10 protein-coding genes and 1 tRNA gene are annotated in these 8,625 nt (G+C 43.2%); 10 read left to right on the top strand and 1 reads right to left on the bottom strand.

Annotated elements, in window-relative coordinates; genetic code table 11:
• The 6 genes from ACTIE6_RS10845 to ACTIE6_RS10820 all read left to right on the top strand — a co-directional run.
• A partial coding sequence (locus ACTIE6_RS10845; RefSeq protein ID WP_439556651.1) for a cytochrome c oxidase subunit 3 occupies positions 1-445 on the top strand: 445 nt, incomplete at its 5' end.
• Between the two features lie 30 nt (positions 446-475).
• Positions 476-805: a cytochrome C oxidase subunit IV family protein gene (locus tag ACTIE6_RS10840; protein ID WP_439556650.1), complete on the top strand. Its 330-nt coding sequence runs from the start codon at positions 476-478 to the stop codon at positions 803-805.
• A 9-nt stretch (positions 806-814) separates the two neighbouring features.
• Positions 815-1,429, top strand: coding sequence for a hypothetical protein (locus ACTIE6_RS10835; RefSeq protein WP_439556649.1), 615 nt, complete (start codon positions 815-817; stop codon positions 1,427-1,429).
• A 1-nt stretch (position 1,430) separates the two neighbouring features.
• The gene (locus ACTIE6_RS10830; RefSeq protein ID WP_439556648.1) at positions 1,431-1,970 is read left to right on the top strand and encodes a DUF420 domain-containing protein; all 540 of its coding nucleotides are present in this window, start codon (positions 1,431-1,433) and stop codon (positions 1,968-1,970) included.
• Positions 1,967-2,248: a hypothetical protein gene (locus tag ACTIE6_RS10825; protein ID WP_439556647.1), complete on the top strand. Its 282-nt coding sequence runs from the start codon at positions 1,967-1,969 to the stop codon at positions 2,246-2,248. The genes ACTIE6_RS10830 and ACTIE6_RS10825 overlap by 4 nt, the downstream gene beginning before the upstream one ends.
• Before the next feature lie 125 nt (positions 2,249-2,373).
• Positions 2,374-4,899 carry a glycosyl hydrolase gene (locus tag ACTIE6_RS10820; RefSeq protein WP_439556646.1) on the top strand — a complete coding sequence of 842 codons (2,526 nt, stop codon included), beginning with the start codon at positions 2,374-2,376 and terminating at the stop codon, positions 4,897-4,899.
• A 3-nt stretch (positions 4,900-4,902) separates the two neighbouring features.
• Here the strand turns inward: ACTIE6_RS10820 and murI are convergent, their stop codons facing one another.
• A complete protein-coding gene (gene murI / locus ACTIE6_RS10815; RefSeq protein ID WP_439556645.1) occupies positions 4,903-5,712 on the bottom strand; it encodes a glutamate racemase in 810 nt (269 codons plus the stop codon).
• A 142-nt stretch (positions 5,713-5,854) separates the two neighbouring features.
• Between murI and ACTIE6_RS10810 the strand changes: the two genes are divergently transcribed.
• The 4 genes from ACTIE6_RS10810 to ACTIE6_RS10795 all read left to right on the top strand — a co-directional run bounded on the left by ACTIE6_RS10810 (position 5,855) and on the right by ACTIE6_RS10795 (position 8,589).
• Positions 5,855-6,445 carry an RNA polymerase sigma factor gene (locus tag ACTIE6_RS10810; protein ID WP_439556644.1) on the top strand — a complete coding sequence of 197 codons (591 nt, stop codon included), beginning with the start codon at positions 5,855-5,857 and terminating at the stop codon, positions 6,443-6,445.
• Complete coding sequence (locus ACTIE6_RS10805) at positions 6,426-7,232, top strand: hypothetical protein (RefSeq protein WP_439556643.1); 807 nt, start codon at positions 6,426-6,428, stop codon at positions 7,230-7,232. Before ACTIE6_RS10810 ends, ACTIE6_RS10805 begins: the two co-directional genes overlap by 20 nt.
• A gap of 10 nt (positions 7,233-7,242) precedes the next feature.
• A complete protein-coding gene (locus ACTIE6_RS10800; protein ID WP_439556642.1) occupies positions 7,243-8,343 on the top strand; it encodes a hypothetical protein in 1,101 nt (366 codons plus the stop codon).
• A gap of 163 nt (positions 8,344-8,506) precedes the next feature.
• Positions 8,507-8,589 (top strand) — tRNA-Tyr (locus tag ACTIE6_RS10795).
• Positions 8,590-8,625: the final 36 nt, after the last annotated feature.

The raw sequence follows: 8,625 nt of genomic DNA, 5'->3' as shown, positions 1-8,625 counted from the left end.
CACGATGGTACTTGCAGTAGAAGCCGGACATAGAATGGACAGGGCGAATGTTGAAAAATATATGCTTTGGACAATTCTGGGAGGTTTCACATTCCTTGGCTGCCAGGCTTGGGAATGGTCTCACTTTATCCATGGAACTGACACAGGAAGTGTAATGAAAGTGATCGAGAACGGAACCTGGGTAGAGAAGACAATATTTGGGGCCAACCTGACCGAGAACCAATACGGACCGCCTGCATTCGCCGACTTCTTTTTCTTCATTACAGGATTTCACGGAACACACGTATTCAGTGGTGTGATCTTGAATATTCTGATCTTCTTCCGAGCAGCTACTGGTTTTTACGACAAAAGAGGAAGCTACGAAATGGTTGAGAAAGTAGGTCTTTACTGGCACTTTGTAGATTTGGTTTGGGTGTTTGTGTTTACATTCTTCTATCTGGTTTAATTTCAAAATTTTTAATTATTTATAGATAAAATGGCGGACGCACATCATATCCATAATCAGGATCCAAACGCAGGCGCAGAGCAACGCAAAGCGATTATGAAGACGTTCTGGATCCTGTTAATTCTGACAGCATTAGAGTTCTTAATCGCATTCACAGTTCCTCACGGGGTATTGAAGGTGTCTATCTTCATTATTATGACAATTGTGAAAGCATTCTATATAGTGGGAGAATTCATGCACTTGAAGCATGAAACCAAATCCCTCATTTGGTCAATTCTGGTTCCGATCCTCTTTGTAATGTGGCTTATTTTAGCGCTGCTGCTTGAAGGAAATGCGATTTTTGAAGCCGTATTTAGTTAAGAATTCCGAATGAAAAATTTTCCCAAAGCCGGATTACTAATCGTAACATTAGTGATACCGGCTTTGATTTTTATCTTTTTGAAGTTCTTCGCACGCAATCATTACGATCTGCCTTACTTCAATCCGGAACGGAATAATGCCGGTACGATTATAGTTCAAAACGGTGATACCCTGTTTCATAAAGTTTCTGATCGTATTTTTACAAAGGAAGAGACAGTGTTCAGAAGTAAGCTTACTGTAATACACTATCTGCCAGAAACCTGCGGTGACACTTGTAAGCTGGTGATATCCCAACTTCAAAGAATAAGCGCGTTGCATGCGGAAATTCCGGAACTCAATGTTTTAACATTAGCTCAGGATGCTGCAAAGCAAAATGCGGAGGTGCCTGGGGTGAATGGAAAGGAGTGGAAATTGTTCACATATCCTGAAAGTGAAACTACTTCGTTTTTTGAAAAGGAGCTGGGCATACAAAAGGATCAACTTGAAAGTGCTCAGGACTTGATTATTCTGGTAGACGCGAATGGATTTGTCAGAGGATATTACAAGGGAGTTGATCCCGAAGAAATAGAAAGGCTTATGGCCGAAATCAAGATTCTTGCCTATGAAGGCAATGTAACCAAATAATATGGCAACTTTAACTATCGAGAAAAAGCCGAAATACGAGCGTATCATTAATATTCTGGCAATCGCAATTCCTTTGGCGGTGGCAGTTTTACTTGGGATCCGGCAGAAAATAGATTTAGGTACCTGGACGAAAACGCTTCCCCATGTAATCGGCATGATTAATACATTGACGTCCGTTTTGCTGATTGCAGGCTTCTACTTTATCAAACAGGGGAATGTTACAGGTCATAGAAGATCGATGACAGCTGCTTTTCTCTTGGGTGCGGTTTTTCTGGTGTGCTACATTCTATATCATGTATCCAATGAAGCTACTCCATACGGTGGACAAGGTCTTTTCAGGCCGGTGTACTACTTTTTACTGATTTCGCATATCGTACTTTCAATAGTAGTCGTTTGGTTTGTACTGCGTGCCATTTACTTCGGCTATACCAATGACATTCCGCAACACCGGAAAGCAGTTAAGTGGGCTATGCCAATTTGGCTTTATGTAAGTGTTTCCGGAGTTATTGTTTACCTTATGATAAGTCCCTATTACGTATGAAAAGGTTCTTGATCGTTTTTACATTAATACTTTTGTTTGTTGCCCTAGGAACGGATACGTGGGCACAATGTGCAATGTGCCGCGGCTCAGTAGAGAGTTCAATGGGCAATGGCCGGAATAATGTAGGTGTGGGTTTAAACACGGGTATCATGTACCTGTTTGTAATGCCTTACCTGCTGGTTGCGGGGATTGGATATTTCTGGTACAGAAACAGCAAACGAGCGAGAGAAGAAAGGCAGTTTGTTACTTCCAGAGTGAAGCAGGCATTTCAGCACTAAGCAGAACTGATATCATTTTGTGAGGCGAGACCGATTTGGTTTCGCTTTTTTTGTTTCTGCCAATGTAAAATCCTTTTCGACTTGCGTAGAAATTGAGTCGATTGCCTTTAACCAGAAAAGTAATTATGCGAAAGCTACTATTTATACTGATCGTGTTTGTAAGCCTGAATGTACAGGCGCAACCCACTTCTACGGCTAAGCCCTGGACATATTGGTGGTGGATGGGTAGCACGGTCACGAAGCCGGATATCAAGACACAACTTCAATTCTTCAAAAACTCAGGGGTAGGTGGGGTTCATATTATTCCCATTTATGGTGTAAAAGGGAAGGAGAAGCAGGCAATTTCATTTCTGTCGGCCGAGTGGATTGATGTAATGCAATTTACCGTGAAAGAAGGAAAGAAGCTCGGCATTGGAGTGGATCTGACCACCGGTACAGGCTGGCCATTTGGTGGGCCGAATGTAAGCGCAGAGATGGCGGCGAAGAATATGTCTGTTGTTAATGACAGGATGGAAGTAAAACCAACCGGACAGAAAGTAAAGCGAGCTGCCCCCGGAGGGGAGGGATATGTTCTGGATCCATTTCATGCGGACGCGATGACGCAGTACCTGACCAGGTTTGAAGCTGCATTCAGGAATTTAAATGCATTACCGCGATCTATGTACATGGATTCCTATGAAGCTTATGGCGCGAACTGGACCAATGATTTTGCAGATCAGTTTGAAAAAAGGAGGAAGTATGCATTGGCACAACATCTACCTGCATTATCCGACTCGACGCACAATGTGGACAGCACGTTGATCAGAATAGATTATCACCAGACTTTGGCAGAATTGCTCTTAGAGAGATATGCAGAACCCTGGACCAAATGGAGCCGGGAACATCGGTTTATAACGCGATACCAGGCGCACGGTTCACCAGGTAACTTGCTTGATTTGTATGCAGCTGCGGACATTCCGGAAACAGAATCATTTGGTACCAGCCGCTTTGACATTCCCGGGGTGCGCATTGATCCTGATTATTCCATTGATCAGTTTGGAACACCCAATCCGCTCGCAATGAAGTTTGCTTCCTCAGCAGCTAATTTCAATGGAAAGAAGCTCGTCAGCTCAGAAACCGGAACCTGGCTCGCCAATCATTTCAAGGTTTCTTTATCTCAATTAAAGCCACAGATAGACGAACTGTTTGCTGCGGGAATTAATCACATTTTCTATCACGGAACTACCTACTCTCCGCAAAATGAAGCCTATCCAGGCTGGCTCTTTTATGCATCAACCAACTTCGGCCCCACTTCTCATTTTGCTCGTGAGTTCCCTTTATTAAATCAGTATATAGAGAAATGCCAAAATATTCTCCAAACTACGAAGCCGGATAATGACCTGCTTGTCTATTTCCCTATTCATGATTTATGGGCGACAAAATCGAAGTCTTCGGGTGATGTGCATTTGTTAGAGGTGCATCATGTAGACCGCTGGCTGCTCGGGTCACCTTTTGGAAAGTTGTCAGAAAAGCTATTGAAAGAGGGTTACTCATTTGATTTTGTTTCTGACCTTCAATTAAAACAATTGAAAATATCCCCGTCAGGTACATTAGCATCGGGAAATGCATCGTATAAAGCGATTGTAATTCCGGCAAGTACTTATATGCCGAAGTCGACACTCTCTGAATTGCACCGACTGGCAGAAGCTGGCGCAAAGATTATTTTTGAAGAGCAAATGCCGTCCATCGTCACCGGCTTTCAAGATCACGCTACTCAGCAGGCAGAATTCCAGAAAATGTCGGCCCTACTAGCTCGCATTGAAAATGTTAAAATTGGAACAGAATTGAATCGCTTTTTGAGCGAGATCGACATTGACCCGGAAGAGATGGCGCAAAAGGGGTTGGCCTATATCAGAAAGAAAGGTCAGAATGGACAGCCGGTGTATTTCGTGACAAATCTTGGCAATACTTTCCAAGAAGGATGGATCAAGCTAAATGCAAAAGGGAATTTCTATAAAGTTGATCCAATTCAGAATGGCCGGGCCGCACTTGCTCATAGAGGTTCTGGTGAAAATGCCGAAGTCTTCCTCAACTTGAAGCCAGGGCAGTCCTGCTTTCTGGAAGCAGGCAGTCAGCCAGCTTTACAAATTGCATCTGAAAAGCCAGCGCAAATATTTGACATTAATGGGAATTGGATTTTTACTTTTATCGAGGGAAAACCTTCGGTACCAGCTTCTGCGAAACTGAAAACACTCAGTTCGTGGACTGCATTACCTGATTCTGCTGAATATTTTTCTGGAAGAGCAAGCTATCAGGTTACCTTCAATCTGCCAGCTGAGATATTGAAGAGTAACTCACTCGAATTGGACTTAGGTGATGTGCGGGAGTCTGCACGCGTGAAGATCAATGGAAAGGAGCTCGGTACTTTCTGGTCTGTTCCCTTCCTGGCACCAATCCCTTCAAATGTTTTGAAGGCGAAAGATAATGTGCTCGACATCGAGGTAACTAATCTCTCAGCTAACTACATGCGTCTCCGGGATACGCAGCAACCTGATTGGAAAAAATTCCAGGACATCAATATCGTTGACATTACTTACAAGAAGTTTGACGCAAAGAGCTGGGAACCGATGCCGTCAGGTCTGCTTGGTCCTGTTCGGCTGATTTATCGATAAAGATTATTCCCAAAGCGGATAGTGTTCTAATTGGATCTGTTTACCGAAGAATATGGAAGTTGATTGTTCGAAAGACAAAGTGTAGTCGGACACGTAGAACTGACGATTTCCGCTTCCCTTTTCATTAACAAGATAATGCTGTTCCAGCCACGCCCGCAGGGAATGTGCCACGATTTCAGAGGTATCGAGAATCTCTACTTCATTCCCATAAAATTTACTGATCTGATTTTTGATCAGCGGGTAGTGCGTACAACCCAGTATCAAAGCTTCAATGGAAGAAATAGCGGGATCAGACAAGTAGCTGGCAACAATGCTTTCGCTGATCGTATTGTCGAAGAAACCTTCTTCAATCATTGGGGCCAGCAGTGGTGTTGCGAGTGATTTTAAATAAATGTTTTTGCCAATTGCATCCACTTTTTTCTTGTATACATTGGAAGATACAGTCTGCTTGGTCCCGATCAGTCCAATGGTCTTGCCATCATAATGTTCTTTTATATAGTCAACCACCGGATCAATTACATTCAAGACTTTGGCTTTGCTACCAACATATTCGCGTACCAGCTCATAAGCTGCCGCAGACGCAGAATTACAGGCAATCAGGATCAACTTGCAGTTTTGCTGCAGCAGCATATTGCAGATTTTGATGGAATATGCCTGGATTGCAGCGGTTGACTTGTCGCCGTAGGGAAGATGCGCTGTATCCCCGAAATAAATGGTGTTTTCCTGAGGTAAGAGTCTGGTAACTGCGCTGGCGACGGTCATTCCGCCGATTCCGCTATCAAAAATTCCTATCGGTGCAGCTGAGTCTAGCATATGAAAACAATGAAGTAGATCAATGCGCCAAAGCTATAAGAAGCTGACTGAATATTTTTTATAAAAATTCAGAAAAAGTTATTCGGCACGTGCAACCTCGTCGGGAGGAATGAGCATCTTGCTATTGAAACCACCAGTTAAAATGGGTAAAATTTTAGCACTATTTAGCCAGGAAGCACAACTTGTTAAAGCACTTAAAAGGGAAGATCCCAAGGCGCAGCAACAGGTTTACCATAAATACAGCACGCGCATGCTGGGTTTATGCTTCCGCTATATATGTGATGAAATGGCTGCCGAGGACGTGATGGTGGAGGGTTTTTTGAAAATATTCGGGAAAATTGATCAGTTCAATAGTGACGGGAGTTTTGAAGGCTGGATCCGCCGGATAATGGTTAATGAGTCGCTGGGTTATCTAAGGAAACAAAAGAGAGTACTGGAAGATAATCTATCCGACGAGGCGCATAATATCCCCGATTACATTCAGGCTGATCAAAATCTGGAAGCACAGGAATTATTGGAATTGATCGAGCGCCTGCCGGCAGGTTACCGAACAGTTTTCAACTTATATGCAATTGAAGGTTATGCCCACATTGAAATCGCAGAAATGTTAGGCATTTCCGAAAGTACTTCGAAGTCGCAGTTGCATAGAGCAAGAGCCTTGTTACAGAAAATGGTATTGGAGTGTGAGAATGAATTTAAAAAAAAAGTAGACTATGAAAAAGCATCCTGTTGATGATCTTTTCAAACGCAAGCTGACTGATTTACAGAAAGAACCTTCGGCAAATGCCTGGGCGAGAATTCAGGAAAAGCAACAACCAAAACCGAGAGTTATTGGCTGGGTAAGGTACGCGGCGGCAAGTGTACTGATAGGAGCTATCGGCGGATACTTGGTTCTGCAAAATAATCCGTCGACAACTGAAAAGGCGATCAGCAGCAGGCAAGAGGTGATTAAACCGCAGCAGCCAACCAATTCCTTACCGGAAAAAGCAATGGAGAATGCAGCTGATACCGAACGCCAAATTGCCGTAGTGCCCGAGGAAAGGATTTATAAGAAGGTTTTACCTGCAAAATCAAATTTGAAATCGGAAATGGTGCAGCCAGATCTCGCTGATAACTCAGTTGGCAACAAAAAGCAGGATCTGCCAAAGTTGAAAGTTGTTCAACCTAGGGAAGAGCATGCTCTGAATGAAACTCCATTAATGCGCGACATTCCTGAGCCTGTCAATATGAAATCAGTAAGTCCGCAGATAAGTACGCCGGCAATCGCGAGCCTGGAAGCAGAGCCTACACGGACAATTGTTGTGGCTGTTGAATCAGAACAGGAGCATGACGAAGACAAACCCAAAGCTTCAAAATTTTCGAAAGTATTTCGCCAGTTAAAAAATGCGAGAGCTGGCGAAAGAGTCGACTGGGATGAAGTTGGGTTTAATCCAAAAACGCTGGTCGCGAAAGTTGACGATCGGCTACGTAACAAAGAAGAAAAAACAGAAAAGTATCAGAACCCCAGAACAAAATTGTAATCTGTTAGCCATGAAAAATAAAATAGTTGCCTCGCTCACAATGCTTTTTCTATTCATCTCTTCTGGAGTATTTGCAAGAAGTAATGAATGGAAGGATATATCGGAAAAGGACTCCATCATCGTAACATTCGGAAACAAAACCCGGCTGATCATCTATGGTGAAAACCGAAGGGAGTTGGAAAAGATCATGAAGTACGATCTCAATGCATTGCTGAAAGATTTAAAGGTGCGTTTAGACAGCACAGATGCAGATACGACTTTTTTAAGGGAAGAATTCAATGGGGTTAATTATCTCAAAGATCCTGCTGACAAAGAAGAAAAGGATTATGTAAGGATTGGTTTGCGCGGTATTCACGTGAAGGATGGCGATACCAGGGTTACCATTGATGGCAAAGGAGTTGAGGTAAGAGATGGTGATCAGGAAGTATCTACCGAGTCAGCATACAGGAGGACTGGTAAGCGCTTTTACAGACCTAGCTGGGGCACCAGTCCGAGAAAAGGATTCAATGTTGCTGTTGGTCTTAATACCTACGGCACCAATGAAAGTACGCCGGGTTACAACAAGGTGAGTTATGAATTAAAGCCTTTTGGCTCGCGCTTTATCAGTCTGGGTTATGTTGCGAGCGCTACACTGGCGAAGGGAAAGCATGCAGGATTTCACTTGGATTTTGGAGCAGACTTCTCGTGGTACAACCTCATGTTTGATAGCAACAATACTGCGGTTAAAGGCATTGATAGGGTTGAGTTTTTGCCGGTAATGGAAGAAGGCAAAGAAATCGAGATGAAAAAGAGTAAGCTTGTTGTACCTTATGTAAGCCTGTCCATTATGCCGACTGTCAGTTTTTCACGCTCGTTTATTTCCTATCTGAGTGCGGGCGTATATGGCGGATACCGTCTTGGCAGTTATACAAAGTTGCGAAGAGTTGGGAGTAAGGATGTAGATCATGTTCGTAAAAACTTTTACATCGAAGATCTGAAATACGGATTGGCAGCTGAAATTGGCATCCGGAAATTTCCTGACCTTTTCGTCAACTATGATTTAAACTATCTGTATGAGCAAAACAGAGGGCCCGCGATACGGATGCTGAGCTTTGGTGTAAGACTATTTTAAACCGAAAAAAGGCCATTACGGGCTAAAATCGACGATTTTCGATTTAGCCCGTATTTTTATTTATTTTTTTTTCGAAAGAATTTGAGAATTTAAGAAAAGGCCATAATTTTGCGACTCCAAAAAGTGAAACAAACGGTTTCGCGGTAGTGTTGAAATGATGTACGGGGGTGTACCAGAGTGGCCAAATGGGGCAGACTGTAAATCTGCTGGTGTATGCCTACGGTGGTTCGAATCCATCCGCCCCCACAGTTAATGCCAACACAATCCTGTATATATACCAGT

It is taken from the genome of Dyadobacter sp. (genome assembly GCF_051859145.1).
Classification (GTDB): Bacteria; Bacteroidota; Bacteroidia; order Cytophagales; family Spirosomataceae; genus Dyadobacter.
The sequence above is the reverse complement of the archived record's forward strand: the minus strand, read 5'-3'. Positions and strand labels throughout refer to the sequence as shown.

Bases quoted from the DNA above. Each gene is read 5' to 3' on its own strand.
- ACTIE6_RS10840 (WP_439556650.1), top strand. From the start codon at position 476: ATGGCGGACGCACATCATATCCATAATCAGGATCCAAACGCAGGCGCA.
- ACTIE6_RS10835 (WP_439556649.1), top strand. From the start codon at position 815: ATGAAAAATTTTCCCAAAGCCGGATTACTAATCGTAACATTAGTGATA.
- ACTIE6_RS10830 (WP_439556648.1), top strand. From the start codon at position 1,431: ATGGCAACTTTAACTATCGAGAAAAAGCCGAAATACGAGCGTATCATT.
- ACTIE6_RS10825 (WP_439556647.1), top strand. From the start codon at position 1,967: ATGAAAAGGTTCTTGATCGTTTTTACATTAATACTTTTGTTTGTTGCC.
- ACTIE6_RS10820 (WP_439556646.1), top strand. From the start codon at position 2,374: ATGCGAAAGCTACTATTTATACTGATCGTGTTTGTAAGCCTGAATGTA.
- murI (WP_439556645.1), bottom strand. From the start codon at position 5,712: ATGCTAGACTCAGCTGCACCGATAGGAATTTTTGATAGCGGAATCGGC.
- ACTIE6_RS10810 (WP_439556644.1), top strand. From the start codon at position 5,855: ATGGGTAAAATTTTAGCACTATTTAGCCAGGAAGCACAACTTGTTAAA.
- ACTIE6_RS10805 (WP_439556643.1), top strand. From the start codon at position 6,426: ATGAAAAAGCATCCTGTTGATGATCTTTTCAAACGCAAGCTGACTGAT.
- ACTIE6_RS10800 (WP_439556642.1), top strand. From the start codon at position 7,243: ATGAAAAATAAAATAGTTGCCTCGCTCACAATGCTTTTTCTATTCATC.